Source organism: Streptomyces sp. NPDC037271 (assembly GCF_055603605.1).
Genome location: NZ_JBVJVN010000033.1, coordinates 19,100 through 36,845, shown reverse-complemented (window position 1 = coordinate 36,845; position 17,746 = coordinate 19,100). Strand labels below are relative to the sequence as shown.

The window sequence follows — 17,746 nt, the reverse complement described above, 5'->3', positions numbered from 1 at the left end:
TTCGCCCGACACAGTTGCTCGGTCAAGATCAGACCCTACAAGCCGGGTCCGACATCGGCCCCGCGTTTCTCCAACGAACGGGGGCCCTCTCGATGGTTCCCGGACCGGGTGGGTTTCCACCCTGTCCGGCGGTCTCCTCCGTGTACCCGCTCGGCCCGCCTACCCGCCGGCCAGGACCTTGACCAGGTCTTCCGCGGTGCGGCAGCGGTCCAGGAGCTCCTTGACGTGATTACGCGTTCCGCGAAGCGGTTCCAGGGTTGGCACCCGCTGCAGCGAGTCCCGTCCCGGCAGATCGAAGATCACCGAGTCCCAGGAGGCCGCCGCGACGTCGTCCGCGTACTGCTCCAGGCAGCGCCCGCGGAAGTACGCGCGGGTGTCCTCCGGTGGCTTCGTACGGGCCCGCTCGACCTCCGTCTCGTCCAGCAGCCGCTTGATGCGGCCGCGGCTCACGAGGCGGTTGTACAGGCCCTTGGCGGGCCGTACGTCGGCGTACTGGAGGTCCACGAGGTGCAGGCGGGCGGCGTCCCAGTCCAGGTCGTCACGGCGCCGGTAGCCCTCCATGAGCTCCCGCTTGGCGACCCAGTCCAGTTCGCCGGCCAGGCTCATCGGATCGTTCTCGAGCCGGTTGAGGGTGTCCTCCCAGCGGCCCAGGACGTCCTTGGTCTGGTCGTCGGCGTCCGCGCCGTACCGTTCCTCCACGTACTTGCGGGCCAGCTCGTAGTACTCCATCTGGAGCTGCACCGCGGTGAGCGTGCGCCCGCTGCGGAGGGTGACCAGTCGCTTCAGGGACGGGTCGTGCGAGACCTGGTGCAGGGTGCGGACCGGCTGGTCCACGGCCAGGTCGACGGCGATGAACCCGTCCTCGATCATCGAGAGGACCAGGGCCGTGGTGCCCAGCTTCAGATAGGTCGAGATCTCCGACAGGTTGGCGTCGCCGATGATCACGTGCAGTCGCCGGTACTTCTCGGCGTCCGCGTGCGGTTCGTCGCGCGTGTTGATGATGGGCCGCTTCAGCGTGGTCTCCAGGCCCACCTCGACCTCGAAGTAGTCCGCGCGCTGGCTGAGCTGGAAGCCGTGCTCGTGGCCGTCCTGGCCGATGCCGACGCGGCCGGCGCCGGTGAAGACCTGGCGGGAGACGAAGAACGGCGTCAGGTGGCGCACGATGTCCGAGAAGGCGGTCTCCCGCTTCATCAGGTAGTTCTCGTGGGTGCCGTAGGAGGCGCCCTTGTTGTCGGTGTTGTTCTTGTAGAGGTGGATCGGCTGGGCCCCGGGCAGCTGGGCGGCCCGTTCGGCGGCCTCGGCCATGATCCGTTCGCCGGCCTTGTCCCACAGCACCGCGTCCCGCGGGTTGGTGACCTCCGGAGCGCTGTACTCGGGGTGGGCGTGGTCGACGTAGAGCCGTGCTCCGTTGGTGAGGATCACGTTGGCGAGGCCAATGTCCTCGTCGGTGAGCTGGCTGGAGTCGGCGGCCTCGCGGGCGAGGTCGAAGCCTCGCGCGTCCCGCAGCGGGTTCTCCTCCTCGAAGTCCCAGCGGGCCCGGCGGGCCCGGTGCATCGCCGCCGCGTAGGCGTTGACGATCTGGGACGAGGTGAGCATGGCATTGGCGTTCGGGTGGCCGGGGACGGAGATCCCGTACTCCGTCTCGATGCCCATTACTCGCCGTACGGTCATGCGGCCCTCCTTGCCCGGCGGCGCCCGTCGTGGGTGCCGCTCAAGTACCGCTGGCGCTCCGATGCGTGTGCGGTGCCCGTCCCCGCACTGCGCGACTCGGCGGTACGGAAGAGCCTAGAACGCCTTTGCGCTGGTGGGGAGATCATTTGCGGCATTGCCTTGCTCCAGTCGGGGCTCCGGAAAACAGTCGGCTGCGGGTACCCGCTGAGGGCACCCGCAGCCGCCCCGCCTTTTACAGGTATTGACCGGTGTTGGCCACCGTGTCGATGGAGCGTCCGGTGTCGGCGCCCTGCTTTCCGGTGACGAGCGTACGGATGTACACGATGCGCTCGCCCTTCTTTCCGGAGATGCGGGCCCAGTCGTCCGGGTTGGTGGTGTTGGGCAGGTCCTCGTTCTCCTTGAACTCGTCCACGCAGGCCTGGAGGAGGTGGGAGACGCGGAGGCCTTTCTGGTTCTTCTCGAGGAAGTCCTTGATCGCCATTTTCTTGGCGCGGCCCACGATGTTCTCGATCATGGCGCCGGAATTGAAGTCCTTGAAGTAGAGGACTTCCTTGTCGCCGTTGGCGTAGGTGACCTCCAGGAAGCGGTTCTCCTCGGATTCGGCGTACATCTGTTCCACCGCCGTCTGGATCATGCTCTGGACGGTGGCTGCCTTGTCCTTCTCGTGTTCCGTGAGGTCGTCCACGTGGAGGGGGAGGCGCTCGGTGAGGTACTTGCCGAAGATGTCCTTGGCCGCCTCGGCGTCCGGGCGCTCGATCTTGATCTTCACGTCGAGCCGGCCGGGCCGGAGGATGGCGGGGTCGATCATGTCCTCGCGGTTGGAGGCGCCGATGACGACCACGTTCTGCAGGCCCTCCACGCCGTCGATCTCGGCGAGCAGCTGCGGGACGATGGTGTTCTCCACGTCCGAGCTGACGCCGGAGCCGCGGGTGCGGAAGAGGGACTCCATCTCGTCGAAGAAGACGATGACGGGGGTGCCCTCGCTGGCCTTCTCGCGGGCCCGCTGGAAGACGAGGCGGATCTGCCGCTCGGTCTCGCCGACGTACTTGTTGAGGAGTTCGGGGCCCTTGATGTTGAGGAAGAAGCTCTTGCCGGCGGCCTGGCCGGTCACCTCGGCGACCTTCTTGGCCAGCGAGTTGGCGACCGCCTTGGCGATGAGTGTCTTGCCGCATCCGGGGGGCCCGTAGAGCAGGACGCCCTTGGGCGGACGCAGCTCGTGCTCCCGGAACAGGTCGGGGTAGAGGTAGGGGAGCTCGACCGCGTCGCGGATGGCCTCGATCTGTCCGCCGAGGCCGCCGATCTGCTCGTAGCCGATGTCGGGGACCTCTTCGAGGACGAGTTCCTCGACCTCGCTCTTGGGGACGACCTCGTAGACGTAGCCGGAGCGGGGTTCGAGCAGGAGGGCGTCGCCGGGGCGGATGTTGATGCCGCGCAGCGGTTCGGCGAGCCGTACCACCCTCTCCTCGTCGGTGTGCCCGAGCACCAGGGCTCGTTCGCCGTCCTCCAGGATCTCCTTGAGGGTGACGATGTCGCCGACGCTCTCGTACTCCATGGCCTCGACCACGTTGAGTGCTTCGTTGAGCATCACTTCCTGGCCGCGTCGGAGCTCGTCGAGCTCGACGCTCGGGCTGACGTTCACCCGGAGTTTGCGGCCGCCGGTGAAGATGTCGGCGGTGCCGTCCTCGTTGGCCTGCAGGAAGACGCCGAAGCCGGCCGGGGGCTGGGCCAGCCGGTCGACCTCCTCCTTGAGGGCCACGATCTGGTCGCGGGCCTCACGCAGTGTGCCGGCGAGCCGCTCGTTCTGGGCGGACACGCCGGCCAGGTTGGTCTGCAGCTCGACAATCCGCTCTTCGAGAATCCTCGTGTGCCGCGGAGATTCGGCGAGCTTGCGTCGCAGGACGGCGATCTCCTGCTCAAGGTAGGCCACCTGCCCGGCCGGGTCTTCGGACCCGCGTCCCGGGCGGATGCCGCGGTTCATGTCGTCGTCGTGGGCTGCCACGGTCCTCACCTCCTCCAAGGGGAGCTGGACGCTTCCAGACCCTACCTGGGTGGGTGTCGATTGAAACCCCTAGATCACAAAGACTGTCGGGGTGTGTCCGATCTTCACCCTTGCGCTCTCCCTCACGCCAGGGGAATACCCACGGAACGTGGGTGGAACCCAGCCGGAGGTAGGGTCGAGGCGTTCAACACCCGTCAGAGCTGGCCGGATTCCCGAACGGCTCGGCGCAGGAAACGGCAGGAGAGATGACTGTGCAGCAGGAGGCCGGAGTCGACGGCGAGGCACTGGAGGTCTGGATCGATCAGGACCTGTGTACCGGCGACGGCATCTGTGCCCAGTACGCGCCCGAGGTGTTCGAGCTGGACATCGACGGTCTGGCGTACGTCAAGGGTGCGGACGACGAGCTTCTGCAGAGCCCGGGGGCGGCAACGCCCGTGCCGTTGCCGCTTCTCACGGACGTGGTCGACTCCGTGAAGGAGTGTCCGGGGGAGTGCATCCATGTGCGTCGTGTTTCGGACAGGGCCGAGGTTTACGGTCCGGACACAGAGTGACCGAACTGTGACTTAATCCACACGCTCCGTGACCGATGTCGATGCTGTCCCATGCTGTCTGATGTGTCGCACCGTCCGTCGCGGGGTCGTCGGTCAGACGGTGCGCGCCTGGGACGGCGTGTCGCGGACGAACGTGCCGTTCTTCCACTGCCACTTCACGTGGTCCGTGACGTCCGGGCAGCAACTGGGCACGTCGGCCGACGAGTAGCCGAGAAGCGTCGCGTGGACGGCGCCGCCGCGCACCGCGAAGTCGGTGACCGTCCGGCGGTCCCGCGGGTTCACGAGGGTGGCCACCACGCGGGGCTTGCCGCCGTCGGCGTCCCGCGTGATGACGTACACCCCGTCGGGCGGGGTGCCCATGGGTGCGTCGCAGTGCACGACGGCCACCGTCTCGGGCCGGCCGTCGCCGTCGAGGTCGCCGGAGGCCTTCTGCTGCACCACCGCCTCGACCGGGCCGCACTCCAGGGGGAAGGCGACGGCCGCCGGATCGGGCGGCGCGGTGCGCGCGGGGGCGTTCTTCGGTGCGGGCGCTGCGGTCTGCGCCGCCGTGGCGGCGTCGGGCTGCAGGACCGAGGACAGGGCCACCACTGCGGCGAGGGCCGTGGCGGTGGCGACCCAGTGGATCGGACGGGTGTGCGTGTGTGACAGGTCCGGAACGGCGGGGTGCTGCACGAGGAGTGTCTCCTGTGAGGGCTGTGCCGGCGGGGGGTGGCCAGCATCGTGCCACACGTCACAGTGAGGGGGAACGGCGGGGTGGGCACCCGGCCGGGCCGATCCGTGCCGTGCCGTGTCGCCGGGCCAACGCGAAGGCGCCGTGGCGGACTTCCCGAAGGGTCTCGGGAACTCCGCCACGGCGCCTGTACGTTGATCGCGGCACGGGGCCGCTTCAGCGGCCGGAGCCTCCACCGGCGTTGGGGCCGTCGTAGTCCTCGCCGTAGGCGCCCTTGGCGGGGCGGCGGCGGCGCATGGGCGGCTCGACGCCGTCCGCGAGGCGGCGGGCGGTCAGCAGGAAGCCGGTGTGGCCGATCATCCGGTGGTCCGGGCGGACGGCCAGTCCCTCGACGTGCCAGTTGCGGATCATCGATTCCCAGGAGGTGGGCTCGTTGAAGGAGCCGATCTCGCGGATGGACTCGACGGTCCGGGCGAGCTGGGTGGTGGTCGCGACGTAGCAGCACAGGATGCCGCCGGGCACGAGTGCCTTGGAGACGGCCTCCAGGCACTCCCAGGGGGCGAGCATGTCGAGGATGACGCGGTCCACGTCGGTGTCGGACAGGTTGTCCTGGAGGTCGCCGACGGTGAGCTGCCAGGCGGGGTGCGGGCCGCCGAAGTAGCGCTCCACGTTCTGCTGGGCGATCTCGGCGAAGTCCTCGCGGCGCTCGTAGGAGTGCAGCATGCCCTGGTCGCCGATGGCGCGCAGCAGGAAGCTGCTGAGGGAGCCGGAGCCCACGCCTGCCTCGACGACGCGGGCGCCGGGGAAGATGTCGGCGAAGGCGAGGATCTGCCCCGCGTCCTTCGGGTAGACGACGGCTGCCCCGCGGGGCATGGACAGGACGTAGTCGGGGAGCAGGGGGCGCAGCGCGAGGTAGGCGACGTTCCCGGTGGTGCGGACAACGCTGCCCTCGGGAGCACCGATCAGTTCGTCGTGGGGGAAGGAACCCTTGTGGGTGTGGAAGTTCTTCCCGGCCTCGAGCGTGAACGTGTAGTGGCGGCCCTTGGGGTCGGTCAGCTGAACCTGGTCCCCGACCTTGAAGGGCCCGCGCCTGCGGGCGGCACCGGTCGGTTCGGACATGTGACCAGCCTACCGGTCTCCGGCGGGGCCGCCGACCACCGCTTCGGGAGAACGGTGCTCAGGAGGGCCGGGCCATGGCCTTGACGAAGGCGCGTTCGACGTCGGCCGCGGACAGGACGCCGTAGATCTCGCCGGTCTCCTCGACCACCAGGTACTCGGTCGCGGGGTCGGCGCGCAGGGCGTCCAGGAGTTCCTCGCCGGACAGCTCGGCCGACAGGCGCATGCCGTCGGTGAGGTCCTGGGCGAGGGTGCTGACCTGCACCCAGGGGCGGCGGTGCTGGGGTACGCCGACGATGGCGGCCTCGCGGACCAGCGAGACGGGCCTGCCGTCGCCGTCGACGACGACCAGGGCGCGGGCCCCGGAGGCGTTGGCGCGGCGCAGGGCCTCGGAGAGCGGGGTGTCGGCCGGGACGGGGACGGCGCGCCGGGTGAGGGCGCGGGCGCGGAGTTCGGGGAGGTGTTCGCGCAGGCGGGCCATGCGCAGGCTGTTTCCGGCGCCGGTCCAGATGATCGCGGCGAGGATCGCCGCGAGCAGGGCGTCCAGGACGGTGTCCATGCCGACGTCGTCCGCGGCGCCGGAGCCGAGGGACTGGGTGAGCAGGGGCAGGCCGATCAGCACGGCGATGGCGAGTGCCCGGCCGACCCAGGCGGCGGCGATGGTGCCGTGCATCGGTTTGCCGGTGATTTTCCAGACGACGGCGCGGAGCATCCGGCCGCCGTCGAGGGGGAGGCCGGGCAGCAGGTTGAAGGCGGCCACGAGGAGGTTGGAGACCATCAGGCCGGCCAGCAGGACGCCGGGGACGCTGTCGGGCTCGACGGGCAGGAGGGCGGCGTAGAAGACGCCGGCGAGGACGAGGGAGAGCAGGGGGCCGACGAAGGCCAGCACGAACTCACGGCCGGGGGTCTCGGCCTCCTTCTCGATCTCGGAGACGCCGCCGAAGAACTGGAGCTGGATGCGGCGGACGGGGAGCTTGAAGCGGAGGGCGGCGACGGTGTGGGCCAGTTCGTGGACGAGGACGGAGGCGTAGAAGGCGACCGCGAAGAAGAGGGAGACCAGGTAGCGGGCGGCGCCGAGCTCGGGCAGCACGCGTTCCAGCTGGCCGCCGAACACCCAGGTGATCAGGGCGGCGACCAGGAACCAGCTGGGTGCGACGTACACGGGCACCCCGAAGGGGCGGCCCATCAGCAGTCCGCCGCCGGGTTCCGGCCGCCGCTGCGGCGGCCGTCCCGGCCCGGTCCCGGCATCGGTGCGGGCATCGGCTCGCGGCCGGTCGGCGCGGGCGTCGCGGCTGCCGCGGCCGGGCTCCGCGGGCCCTTGGGCGGGGTGGCCGCCGTCACCGGGGGGCGGGAGCGGTCCGCGGCCTGCGGCGTCGGTGCCGCCGGCGGACGGGGCCGCCGGCGGGCGGAAGGTGCCGTCACCGCTGGAGGAGGGGACAGCCGGTGGGCTCGTGGGACGGTCGGCTCCGGAAGCGGAGTCCGGCCGGCGGCCTTCGGTGCCCGCGCTGCCGGCGGACGGGTCCGCCGGTGGGCGGGTGGCGTCGTCGCTGCCGGCGGACGTTTGCCACGTCGGGGCGGCCGGGCGGAGGGGCGTCCGCGAGTCCGGGTGCGGGGTGGCGTCGTCCGGGGTGTTCCGCCCTGTCCCGTTCCTCGCGGCGGCGGCTCCCGCAGTGTCCTGCCCCTGCGTCGCGGGGCCCGGCTTCTTGAGGATCAGCGTCTCGGAACCCGGCCCCTCACCGGCAGGCACCTCACGCCCCTGGGTCTCGGATCCGGGCGTCCCGTGACCGGGCACGTCGGCATCCGGCGTTCCGGGGCCCGGTGCCGGTGGATGGCTCTCGGCGGTGTCGGTCGCCGTCCGGGGCTGTTCCTCGGGGTCCTCCCCCGTCGTCCGGGACCGGTCCGATGGGCGTTCCTCGGGTGGGCCGGAGTCCGCGGGTTCCCGCTGGGCGGCTTCGGCGGCCGGGGTCCCTGCCTGGGGCTCGGCCGACTCGTCGTTGCCGGACCGCGGCTGCCCGCTCCCGCCGCTCACGTCCACGGTGTCCCCTCGTTTCGAAGCGTCCCCCGCGCCTGCCGGGCGGGAGGGTCTCTATCGATGGTATGCGTCCGTCGTGGCCCGTAACGCCCCGGTACCCCTCTGTCCCTTCCGCCCCACGGGCCACGGCCGCGGGCTGGGTGGCTGTCAGTCGCGGGCCGTAAGGTCTGTGGGCATGGAGACGAGCATCGAGGATGTCGCCGAGGACGCCGGCGGACGCGCCCGGCCGGCGGCGGCGGACCAAGGAGACGCGGCGCCGAACGCGGCGGCCACCACCACGGTCCCCGCTACGGCCGCCCCGGTGCCCGTGGCCAAGGCGCCCGCCTCGCTCTCGCCCTCGCGGGCCGGCGACTTCATGCAGTGCCCGCTGCTGTACCGGTTCCGGGTCATCGACCGCCTGCCGGAGAAGCCGAGCGAGGCGGCGACGCGGGGCACCCTGGTGCACGCGGTGCTGGAGCGGCTCTTCGACGCCCCGGCGGCCGAGCGCACGCCGCCGCGGGCGAAGTCGCTGGTCCCGGGCCAGTGGGACCGGCTGCGGGAGAGCAGGCCGGAGGTCGGTGAGCTGTTCGCCGACGACCCGGGGGGCGAGCGGCTGGCGCAGTGGCTCAGCGAGGCGGAGCGGCTGGTGGAGCGCTGGTTCACGCTGGAGGACCCGAGCCGGCTGGAGCCCGCCGAGCGGGAGCTGTTCGTCGAGGCCGAGCTGGACTCCGGACTGCGGCTGCGGGGCATCATCGACCGGGTCGACGTGGCGCCCACCGGCGAGGTGCGGATCGTCGACTACAAGACGGGCAAGGCGCCCCGCCCCCAGTACGCCGAGGGCGCGCTGTTCCAGATGAAGTTCTACGCGCTGGTCGTGTGGCGGCTGAAGAAGGTCGTCCCGCGGCGCCTGCAACTGGTCTATCTGGGCAGCGGTGACGTGCTGACGTACGACCCGGTCCTCGCCGACCTGGAGCGGGTGGAGCGCAAGCTGCTGGCGCTGTGGGAGGCCATCCGGCTGGCGACCGAGACGGGCGAGTGGAGGCCGCGTCCCACCAAGTTGTGCGGCTGGTGCGACCACCAGGCGCACTGCCCGGAGTTCGGCGGTACTCCCCCGCCCTATCCGCTGCCGGTGAGGGCGGCCGACTCCGGCGCCGCCGAGCAGGGCAGAATGGGACCGGACTAGCGAGAAGGAGACTTACGTGGCCATCCGCGTCCTACTGGTCGACGACCAGCCGCTGCTGCGCACGGGCTTCCGGATGATTCTGGAGGCGGAGCAGGACATCGCGGTCGTCGGCGAGGCCGGAGACGGCCTCCAGGCACTCGACCAGGTGCGGGCGCTGCAGCCCGATGTGGTGCTGATGGACATCCGCATGCCGCGGATGGACGGTGTGGAGGCGACCCGGCAGATCACCGGGCCCGAGCGGGACGGCCCGGCGAAGGTGCTGGTGCTGACGACCTTCGACCTCGACGAGTACGTGGTGGAGGCGTTGAAGGCGGGCGCCAGCGGGTTCCTGCTGAAGGACGCGCCGGCCAACGAACTGGTGCAGGCGATCCGCGTGGTGGCGAGCGGCGAGGCGATGCTCGCGCCGAGCATCACCAGGCGGCTGCTCGACAAGTACGCCACGCATCTGCCCTCCGGCGAGGAGCCGGTGCCGGACGCGCTGCACACGCTGACGGACCGTGAGGTCGAGGTGCTGAAGCTGGTGGCCCGCGGTCTGTCCAACGCGGAGATCGCCGCCGACCTCTTCGTCAGCGAGACCACCGTCAAGACGCACGTGGGTCACGTGCTGACCAAGCTGGGGCTGCGCGACCGGGTGCAGGCCGCGGTGTACGCGTACGAGAGCGGCCTGGTCCGCCCCGGCGCGCAGTAGACCGCTCCGCAGGCGTCTGCGCCGACGCGCGAGAACCCCGAAGGGCGCCCTCTTCCGACGAGAAGAGGGCGCCCTTCGGGTCTGTCCGGTGGGCGGTCAGCCGCTCACGCCCCGGCCCAGCTCCCACAGCTGGAGCGAGGAGGAGGAGTTGAGGACGTAGGCCGTGCCCGTGATGTCGTCCCGGGTGGCGACGTACTGCTTGCCCTGCCACAGCGGGATCAGCGGGACGTCTTCGGCGGTGATGTCCTGGATCGTGGTCAGGCTGTCCACGGCGGAGAGCCGGTCGGCCTCACGCCGGGACTCGGGGATCAGGTCGTTGATGATCCGCGGGTTCGCGTAGGGCGAGTTGAGGGTGTTGTTGGTGTCGAGGAACGGCGCGATGAAGCTGTCGGCGTCCGGGAAGTCGGGGAACCAGCCCATGCCGAAGACGTCGTACTCGCCGTCCAGCTCGGCCTGGCGGAACTTCTCCCAGGGCGTGCCCTCGATGTCGACCTCGAAGAGGCCGCTGTCGTTCAGCTGCTTCTGCAGGACTTCGAACTCCTGCTTGGTCGCGGCACCGTAGTGGTCCGTCGTGTAGTGCATCGTGAACTTGACCGGAGTGGTGACGCCCGCGTCCTCCAGCATGGCCTTGGCCTTGGCGACGTTCGGGTCTCCGTACGTGTTGAAGAACGAGTTGGAGTGCCCGGTGATGCCGGCCGGAACCATCGAGTACAGCGGCTCGGCCTGGGAGCCGTAGACCGCGGAGACGAGTTCGCTGCGGTTGATGAGCTGGGCCACCGCCGTGCGGACGGCCTTGTCCTTCACCGTCGGCGCCTTCGTGTTGAAGGCGAGGTACCGGATCTCGAGGCCGGACACCTCGACGAGGTCGACGTCGCCGCCCGTGGCCTTGGAGAGCTCCTGGATCTGGTCCGGCGTCATCGCACGGGTCATCAGGTCGATGTCGCCCTTGTCGAGCGCCGTGCCCATGGCGTCGGCGTCCTCGAACGACACGAGTTCGACCTTGTCGTTGTTCACCGTCAGGCTCCCCTTGTAGTGGGGGTTCTTGGTGAACACGGCCTTGGTCAGCGCGCCGTCCTTGACCTCGGCCTTCATGGTGTACGGGCCGGAGCCGTCCAGTTCGAAGCCCTCGCGCAGCTTGTCCTTCTCGTAGTCGTCCGGGTTGACGATGCCGGCGACCGGGGTCGACAGCTTGTACGGGAAGGTGGCGTCGGCGGTGTTGAGGTGGAAGATGACCTCGCGGTCGCCCTGCGTCTCGACGGTGTCGACGGTGGACAGCAGGCTGTACACCTGGCTTCCGGCCTTGATGGACAGGGCACGCTCGATGGAGAACTTCACGTCCTGGGCGGTGACGGGGTCGCCGTTGGCGAACTTCAGGCCGTCACGCAGGGTGCAGGAGTAGCGCTCGTTGCCGGTGTCGGTGAACCCGCACTGCTCGGCGGCCTCGGGTACGGGTTCTCCGTCGCCGCGGGGCTGGACCATCAGGGTCTGTGAGGTCTGACGCAGGATGTTCCAGAGGCCGACATCGTAGGCGTACGCCGGGTCGAGGGGCGCGGGTGCCTCCTTCGAGGCGGTGAACCGGTCCGTGGTGCCGACGACGATCGCGTCCCCGTCGCTGCCGCTGTCGGACCCGCCGCAGGCGGCGAGCGCCGGCGCGAGCAGGCCCACGACGGCCGGCAGCACCAAAGTCTTGCGGTTCATGCTCGAGTTTCTCCAGAGCTGTCGGTCCGTGTATCCGGCATGCAGGGGTGTCGCGGCGGATCACGGGGGTAGTGGCCGATGTTCTCGCGACGAGATTAGTCCGCGCCCGCACGGGGGTTCGCAGCCACCGGAGTTGAGACCTCATCACGGAGCGAAACCGGGTGTGGACACACCGAAAACCCGACAGGGGAAGGATTGGTGCAGCATTTCACCAATCAGGACACAAGGGCACCTCGACAACGTTCGCCTGGCGCGGGGCAGCACAGCGTTACCACCCTGTCGACCCCTCGCAACGTGGGGAACATCACATGGGAGCTTTCGCCGACAGGTGCCGGAATTCGGCCATCCGGAGCGGCTCGAATTCTTCCGCGCCTGTTCCCCGGGCCGCCTCGCGCGGCCGTTTCCGGAATTCCCCGTTAACGCCGCTGCACGCTGGGTGAAGGTCTAGCGCATTTGTGTCATCAGGCCACGCAGAAATGTCAGGTCTACGTCTTCCAGCGAGCCGACCACCGTGCGCCGGGCGGCCGGGGTGATGGGGGTGACCGAGGGCACCGCCACGACGTGGCAGCCGGCGGCCTCCGCGGCGGCGACTCCGGTCGCGGTGTCCTCGACGACGGCGCACCGGGCCGGGTCCACGCCGAGTCCGGCCGCGGCGGCCAGGTACGGGTCCGGGTGGGGCTTGGTACGCGGCACCTCGTCGCCGGCGACGGTGAGGCCGAAGTACTGCGGGCCCAGCGAGGTCAGCACCCGGTCGATGATGCGCCGGTGCGAGGCGGAGACCAGGGCGGTGGGAACCTCGTGCGCGGAGAGCTCCGCGAGCAGCCGGGCGGCTCCCGGCATGAGCGGCAGGGTACGGCCGATGCGCTTCTCGAAGCCGTCGTTGAGCAGCACGCTGAGTTCGGCGAGCGAGATGCGCGCACCGGTGGCCTCGATCAGGAATCCCGCGCTGCGGCTCATCGGGCCGCCGACGACCACGTGCCGCCAGGAGTCGTCGAGGGTGTGGCCGAGGGAGGCGAAGACCTCGACCTCGACGTCCCACCAGAAGCCCTCGGTGTCCACCAGGGTGCCGTCCATGTCGAGAAGCACGGCCTGCAGGGCGGAGCCTTCGGCCGTACGGGTTCCGAGCGCGGGGACCGTACTGGTCATCCACGTACCTCCTTGAGGGACGGTCAGGCCGGCCCCCACGAAGGGAACCGGCCTGCAGTGGACCGACCAGTGTACGTCGGGCGGGACGAGAACGCCTGATGTGACCGCGGAGCGGGCTACCGGAGGCCTCAGCGGGCGTTGAAGTACTTCGCCTCCGGGTGGTGGATCACGATGGCGTCGGTGGACTGCTCGGGGTGGAGCTGGAACTCCTCGGACAGGTGGACGCCGATGCGTTCCGGCTGGAGCAGTTCGGCGATCTTGGCGCGGTCCTCCAGGTCGGGGCAGGCGCCGTAGCCGAGGGAGAAGCGGGCGCCCCGGTACTTCAGGGCGAACATGTCCTCCATCTGGGCCGGGTCCTCCCCGCCGAAGCCGAGCTCGGAGCGCACGCGCGCGTGCCAGTACTCGGCGAGGGCCTCGGCCAGCTGGACGGACAGGCCGTGGAGTTCGAGGTAGTCGCGGTAGGCGTTGGCCTCGAACATGCGGGCCGTCTCCTCGCCGATCCGGGAGCCGACGGTGACGACCTGGAAGCCGACGACGTCCCTCTCGCCGGACTCCTCCGGGCGGAAGAAGTCGGCCAGGCACAGGCGGCGGCCGCGGCGCTGGCGCGGGAAGGTGAACCGGGTGCGCTCGTTGCCGTCGTCGTCGAGGACGATCAGGTCGTCGTCCTTGGAGACGCACGGGAAGTAGCCGTAGACCACGGCCGCCTCCAGCAGGTTCTCCGTCTGGAGCCGGTCGAGGAGTCCGCGCAGTCGCGGCCGGCCCTCGGACTCGACCAGTTCCTCGTACGAGGGGCCCTCGCCGGTACGGGCCTGCTTCAGGCCCCACTGGCCCTTGAAGAGGGCGCCCTCGTCCAGCCAGGACGCGTACTCCTTGAGCTGGATGCCCTTGACCACGCGGGTGCCGCGGAAGGGCGGGGTGGGCACGGGGTTGTCGGTGGCGACGTCGGAGCGGACGTGGCCTTCCTCGGGGCGTTCCTCGATCTCCACGGTGGCGGCGCGGACCCGTCGCTGGCGCAGTTCGGGCAGTTTCGCGCCCGGCACCCCGCGCTTGATGCCGATGAGGGCGTCCATCAGGCGCAGGCCCTCGAAGGCGTCGCGGGCGTAGCGGACCTCGCCGTCGTAGACCTCGTGCAGGTCCTGCTCGACGTAGGCGCGGGTCAGCGCCGCGCCGCCGAGGATCACGGGGTAGTCGGCGGCCAGCCCCCGCTGGTTGAGCTCCTCCAGGTTCTCCTTCATGATCACCGTGGATTTGACCAGGAGCCCGGACATGCCGATCACGTCGGCGCGGTGCTCCTCGGCCGCCTCCAGGATCGCGGAGACCGGCTGCTTGATGCCGAGGTTGACGACGTTGTAGCCGTTGTTGGAGAGGATGATGTCGACGAGGTTCTTGCCGATGTCGTGCACGTCGCCGCGGACGGTGGCCAGCACGATGGTGCCCTTGCCGTCGTCGTCGGTCTTCTCCATGTGCGGCTCCAGGTGGGCCACCGCGGTCTTCATGACCTCGGCGGACTGGAGCACGAACGGCAGCTGCATCTGGCCGGAGCCGAACAGCTCACCGACCACCTTCATGCCGTCGAGGAGGGTCTCGTTGACGATGTCGAGGGCCGGACGCTCCGTCAGGGCCTCGTCCAGGTCGGCCTCGAGGCCGTTCTTCTCGCCGTCGATGATGCGGCGCTTGAGGCGCTCCTCCAGCGGGAGGGCGGCCAGTTCCTCGGCCTTGGAGGCCCGCAGCGACTTGGCCGTGGCGCCCTCGAAGAGCGCCATGAGCTTCTGCAGCGGGTCGTAGCCCTCGCGGCGGCGGTCGTAGATCAGGTCCAGGGCGGTGGTGACCTGTTCCTCGTCGAACCGCGCGATCGGCAGGATCTTGCTCGCGTGCACGATCGCCGAGTCCAGGCCGGCCTTGACGCACTCGTCCAGGAACACGGAGTTGAGCAGGATGCGGGCGGCCGGGTTGAGGCCGAAGGAGATGTTCGACAGCCCGAGGGTGGTCTGCACGTCCGGGTGGCGGCGCTTGAGCTCGCGGATGCCCTCGATGGTGGCGACGCCGTCGCCGCGGGACTCCTCCTGGCCGGTGCAGATGGTGAAGGTCAGGCAGTCGACGAGGATGTCGGACTCGTGGATGCCCCAGTTGCCCGTCAGGTCGTCGATCAGCCGTTCGGCGATCTCGACCTTCTTCTCGGCGGTGCGGGCCTGGCCCTCCTCGTCGATGGTCAGGGCGATCAGCGCGGCGCCGTGCTCCTGCGCCAGCTTGGTGACCTTCGCGAACCGGGAGTCGGGGCCGTCGCCGTCCTCGTAGTTGACGGAGTTGATGACCGCGCGGCCGCCGAGCTTCTCCAGACCGGCGCGGATGACGGGGACCTCGGTGGAGTCCAGGACGATCGGCAGCGTGGAGGCGGTGGCGAAGCGGCCGGCGAGCTCCTCCATGTCGGCGACGCCGTCGCGGCCCACGTAGTCCACGCACAGGTCGAGCATGTGCGCGCCCTCGCGGATCTGGTCGCGGGCCATCTCCACGCAGTCGTCCCAGCGGCCCTCCAGCATGGCCTCCCGGAACTTCTTCGACCCGTTCGCGTTCGTCCGCTCACCGATCGCCAGGTAGGAGGTGTCCTGCCGGAACGGCACGCTCTGGTACAGGGAGGCCGCGCCCGGCTCGGGGCGCGGGTGGCGCTCGGTGGGGGCGGTGCCCCGCACCCGCTCCACGACCTGGCGCAGGTGCTCGGGCGTCGTGCCGCAGCAGCCGCCCACCAGGGACAGGCCGTACTCGCGTACGAAGGTCTCCTGCGCGTCGGCCAGCTCGGGCGCGGTCAGCGGGTAGTGGGCGCCGTCCTTGCCCAGGACCGGCAGGCCGGCGTTGGGCATGCAGGACAGCGGGATCCGGGAGTGGCGGGACAGGTAGCGCAGGTGCTCGCTCATCTCCGCGGGGCCGGTCGCGCAGTTCATGCCGATCATGTCGATGCCCAGCGGCTCCAGCGCGGTCAGCGCGGCGCCGATCTCCGAGCCCAGCAGCATCGTGCCGGTCGTCTCCACCGTCACCGAGCAGATCACCGGCAGGTCGAGGCCGAGTGCGTCCAGGGCGCGCCGGGCGCCGAGCACGGAGGCCTTGGTCTGCAGCAGGTCCTGCGTCGTCTCCACCAGCAGGGCGTCCGCGCCTCCGGCGACCAGGCCTTCGGCGTTGCGCTGGTAGGCGTCCCGCAGGAGGGTGTACGGGGCGTGCCCGAGGGTGGGGAGCTTGGTGCCGGGGCCGATGGAACCGAGCACCCAGCGTTGCCGGCCGTCCCGCGCGGCGAACTCGTCGGCGACCTCGCGGGCCACCCGGGCGCCGGCCTCCGACAGCTCGTGGACGCGCTCGGGGATGTCGTACTCGCCCAGCGCGGAGTGGTTGGCGCCGAAGGTGTTGGTCCCCACACAGTCGACGCCGGCGGCGAAGTACTCCTCGTGCACCGAGCGCACGATGTCCGGGCGGGTCACGTTCAGGACCTCGTTGCACCCCTCCAGCTGCTGGAAATCGTCCAGCGAGGGGTTCTGCGCCTGGAGCATGGTGCCCATCGCTCCGTCGGCGACCACCACACGGGTGGCGAGCGCCTCCCGGAGGGCGGAGACACGGGTGCGGGTGTCGGCGGACGGGGTGGACGGCGACGAGGCCATGAAGGGGCTCCCTAGGATGCGACGGCTGTCGGCTTTGCGCTGCCCGGTGCCGTCCGCAGGGAACGTCCCGGGGGAGAACGCACGTCGCCAGGGTAGCCGGGACCGGGGACGGATGGTCGGGGCGTCCACGAGACGGACGGGTGCGGCGGGGCGGGCGCCCGCCGAAGGGGTGACCGTCCGGGCCTCGGAACGGGCCGGGGCCGCGCCCCGGGCGAGCCGCGAACGGGCCGGGCGGAGACCGGGGCCGCGCCACGAGCGGGCCGGGAAGGAAGGGGCCAGGACGGAGCCGGGGGGACGGGCCGGAGGGGCCATGACGAGCCGGCGGACGGGCCGGAGGCGGCCAGGCGGAGGGAGTTCCGGGGCGGGCCGGCCCGTGCTCCCGGCCGCTGCCGGAGGACGGTACCGGCGACCGGGTCACATGGCCGAAGTGCAACAGTTGCCCGCCGACCATTGGCGGGAGGTCGGCATCGACCGGTAGTGTTCGGCATTGCCGAACGACGTCAGCGACGCCGAGGTCGGCAGTCGAAGGGGACGGAGGCAGTACGTCGATGGCACGGAACATCCAGTCGCTCGAGCGGGCGGCCGCGATGCTGCGCCTGCTCGCGGGCGGCGAGCGGCGGCTCGGCCTGTCGGACATCGCCTCGTCGCTGGGTCTGGCCAAGGGCACCGCGCACGGCATCCTGCGCACCCTCCAGCAGGAGGGCTTCGTGGAGCAGGACGACGCCTCCGGGCGCTACCAGCTGGGCGCCGAGCTGCTGCGCCTGGGCACGACGTACCTCGACGTGCACGAGCTGCGGGCGCGCGCCCTGGTGTGGACGGACGACCTGGCCCGGTCCAGCGGCGAGAGCGTCCACCTCGGCGTCCTGCACCAGCAGGGCGTCCTGATCGTGCACCACGTCTTCCGGCCCGACGACAGCCGGCAGGTGCTGGAGATCGGCGCCATGCAGCCGCTGCACTCCACGGCGCTGGGCAAGGTGCTGTCCGCCTACGACCCGGTCGCGCACAGCGAGGCGCTGGAGGCCGAGCGCACCGCGTACACGGACCGGACCGTCTGCGAGCCGGACGGATTCGAGCACATCCTGGACATCACGCGCGCGCGTGGTTACGCGGCCGACGTCGAGGAGACCTGGGACGGCATCGCCTCCATCGCCGCCCCCATCCACGACCGCCGGCGCATGCCGGTCGGCGCGGTCGGCATCACCGGGGCCGTGGAACGGCTGTGCCGGGACGGTGAGCTGCGGCCCGAGCTGGTCGCGGCGGTACGGGACTGCGCCCGCGCCGTGTCGCGGGACCTGGGCGCCGGGCGGTTCTGACAGCGCCCGGGCGGGCGCGGACACCCGCAGGGGCCGGGACGCCGGACGGCGTTCCGGTC

12 protein-coding genes are annotated in these 17,746 nt (G+C 70.7%); 4 read left to right on the top strand and 8 right to left on the bottom strand.

Annotated elements, in window-relative coordinates:
* Nucleotides 1–159: 159 nt before the first annotated feature.
* Both dop and arc read right to left on the bottom strand, forming a co-directional pair.
* Nucleotides 160–1,671 (bottom strand): depupylase/deamidase Dop, encoded by a 1,512-nt coding sequence (gene dop, locus ACZ7G3_RS33530; protein ID WP_426602413.1) that lies wholly within the window; start codon nt 1,669–1,671, stop codon nt 160–162.
* Nucleotides 1,672–1,903: 232 nt separating this feature from the next.
* Nucleotides 1,904–3,670 carry a proteasome ATPase gene (arc, locus tag ACZ7G3_RS33525; protein ID WP_426602412.1) on the bottom strand — a complete coding sequence of 589 codons (1,767 nt, stop codon included), beginning with the start codon at nt 3,668–3,670 and terminating at the stop codon, nt 1,904–1,906.
* Nucleotides 3,671–3,915: 245 nt separating this feature from the next.
* On the opposite strand from arc, the gene ACZ7G3_RS33520 reads away from it, so the two are divergent.
* Nucleotides 3,916–4,221 carry a ferredoxin gene (locus tag ACZ7G3_RS33520; RefSeq protein ID WP_426518598.1) on the top strand — a complete coding sequence of 102 codons (306 nt, stop codon included), beginning with the start codon at nt 3,916–3,918 and terminating at the stop codon, nt 4,219–4,221.
* Nucleotides 4,222–4,314: 93 nt separating this feature from the next.
* Here the strand turns inward: ACZ7G3_RS33520 and ACZ7G3_RS33515 are convergent, their stop codons facing one another.
* From ACZ7G3_RS33515 to ACZ7G3_RS33505, 3 genes are all read right to left on the bottom strand, one after another.
* Nucleotides 4,315–4,893 (bottom strand): hypothetical protein, encoded by a 579-nt coding sequence (locus tag ACZ7G3_RS33515; protein ID WP_470930257.1) that lies wholly within the window; start codon nt 4,891–4,893, stop codon nt 4,315–4,317.
* 214 nt (nt 4,894–5,107) lie between these two features.
* Nucleotides 5,108–6,010 (bottom strand): tRNA (adenine-N1)-methyltransferase, encoded by a 903-nt coding sequence (locus ACZ7G3_RS33510; RefSeq protein ID WP_398135289.1) that lies wholly within the window; start codon nt 6,008–6,010, stop codon nt 5,108–5,110.
* Nucleotides 6,011–6,068: 58 nt separating this feature from the next.
* Entirely contained in the window at nt 6,069–7,169 is a 1,101-nt protein-coding gene (locus tag ACZ7G3_RS33505) for a site-2 protease family protein (RefSeq protein WP_470930254.1), read from the bottom strand.
* Between the two features lie 1,045 nt (nt 7,170–8,214).
* Between ACZ7G3_RS33505 and ACZ7G3_RS33500 the strand changes: the two genes are divergently transcribed.
* Together ACZ7G3_RS33500 and ACZ7G3_RS33495 are read left to right on the top strand one after the other, a co-directional pair.
* On the top strand, nt 8,215–9,201 hold the full coding sequence (locus ACZ7G3_RS33500) for a RecB family exonuclease (protein ID WP_470930252.1): 987 nt from the start codon (nt 8,215–8,217) through the stop codon (nt 9,199–9,201).
* A gap of 16 nt (nt 9,202–9,217) precedes the next feature.
* Nucleotides 9,218–9,889 (top strand): response regulator, encoded by a 672-nt coding sequence (locus ACZ7G3_RS33495; RefSeq protein WP_398135286.1) that lies wholly within the window; start codon nt 9,218–9,220, stop codon nt 9,887–9,889.
* A 96-nt stretch (nt 9,890–9,985) separates the two neighbouring features.
* Here ACZ7G3_RS33495 and ACZ7G3_RS33490 read toward each other — a convergent pair whose 3' ends face one another.
* From ACZ7G3_RS33490 to metH, 3 genes are all read right to left on the bottom strand, one after another.
* On the bottom strand, nt 9,986–11,587 hold the full coding sequence (locus ACZ7G3_RS33490) for an ABC transporter substrate-binding protein (RefSeq protein WP_470930250.1): 1,602 nt from the start codon (nt 11,585–11,587) through the stop codon (nt 9,986–9,988).
* 444 nt (nt 11,588–12,031) lie between these two features.
* Nucleotides 12,032–12,733: an HAD family hydrolase gene (locus ACZ7G3_RS33485; protein WP_470930249.1), complete on the bottom strand. Its 702-nt coding sequence runs from the start codon at nt 12,731–12,733 to the stop codon at nt 12,032–12,034.
* 128 nt (nt 12,734–12,861) lie between these two features.
* Nucleotides 12,862–16,374 carry a methionine synthase gene (gene metH / locus ACZ7G3_RS33480; protein WP_470930247.1) on the bottom strand — a complete coding sequence of 1,171 codons (3,513 nt, stop codon included), beginning with the start codon at nt 16,372–16,374 and terminating at the stop codon, nt 12,862–12,864.
* Between the two features lie 548 nt (nt 16,375–16,922).
* Between metH and ACZ7G3_RS33475 the strand changes: the two genes are divergently transcribed.
* Nucleotides 16,923–17,687, top strand: coding sequence for an IclR family transcriptional regulator (locus ACZ7G3_RS33475; RefSeq protein WP_426603124.1), 765 nt, complete (start codon nt 16,923–16,925; stop codon nt 17,685–17,687).
* Nucleotides 17,688–17,746 lie beyond the last annotated feature (59 nt).